This window comes from Corynebacterium sp. HMSC30G07 (assembly GCF_001806945.1).
GTDB classification, from domain to species: domain Bacteria; phylum Actinomycetota; class Actinomycetes; order Mycobacteriales; family Mycobacteriaceae; genus Corynebacterium; species Corynebacterium riegelii.
This window is the reverse complement of the sequence record NZ_KV786473.1, coordinates 319337-320286: the sequence shown is the minus strand read 5'-3', so window position 1 is coordinate 320286 and position 950 is coordinate 319337. Positions and strand designations below refer to the sequence as shown.

The window sequence follows — 950 nt, the reverse complement described above, 5'->3', positions numbered from 1 at the left end:
AAACGAAAATCAATGCAATAAATCCTGGGTTAGGACTTGTGTGTCGAACGATTTGGCGGGTATAATTAGGGGGACAAAACAAAGAGCAAAGCAGCAATGGGGGTACACCGTGGGCGAACCATACTTCCGCACACAGCGACCAGAGGATCCGCGCAGTATCCGCGGTCAACGTATCCGCGACGTGTACTGGGATGAATTCGGCCACTTCGCCACCCCGGGGGCAAGTATTGATGACTTTGACGTGGAAGTAGTAGCCATCAGGGAGGCAACTGGTTGGGCTAAAAGCGTGGTTGAGCAAGCCATTTTCTCGCATGCACGCCTGCAGCACTTACCGAAGCTGCGTGCCTTACAAGCTGAGACCCGTGTGATGGATCTGCAGCATTTACGCGCCATCGATACCGTGCTTGCTGAACTTGGCCCAGAGATCACTGATGAGGCGTATGCCGCATTCGACGCAATGCTTACGGCCACGTTTACTCCGAAACGGCCTGGGCAAAACACCCCACAAACCACGATGATTACTCGTCGTATCCGGGAGATGATTAAACGTATTGACCCAACGTGTGCCTATCAGCCGAAGCGACGTCAGCAACGTGTGGCTCAAGCACATGCTGGTGATGACGTGTTGACGTTTGAGGAATCTGCATACACCGGGACTGTGAAAACGTTGGTCACATTGTCGACGAACCCGTTGACTGCGCGTGTGGTGCGAGAGCATGTGTTGGCTGCCGCACGGGAGCATAAAACATCGATGGCTGATGCGATGGTGAAACTGCTTTCGGGTGAGATCACCCCAACAAAAGCCACGCTGCATGTGTTTGTGCCGAAGGGCCGTAAGGCTGGTGGTCCAGCCTATGTGCCAGGGGTTGGGGCACTGACTCCGGAAGCCACCGCAGCACTGGATGCCCTGCTGGCAACAGCGAAGGTCACCGAAGTGGATATGGAGGCAG

The 950-nt window shown here is 54.7% G+C and carries 1 pseudogene; it reads left to right on the top strand.

The window, feature by feature from the left end:
- Window positions 1-109 precede the first annotated feature (109 nt).
- A pseudogene (locus tag HMPREF3104_RS09775) lies at window positions 110-950 on the top strand (hypothetical protein); the annotation flags it as partial.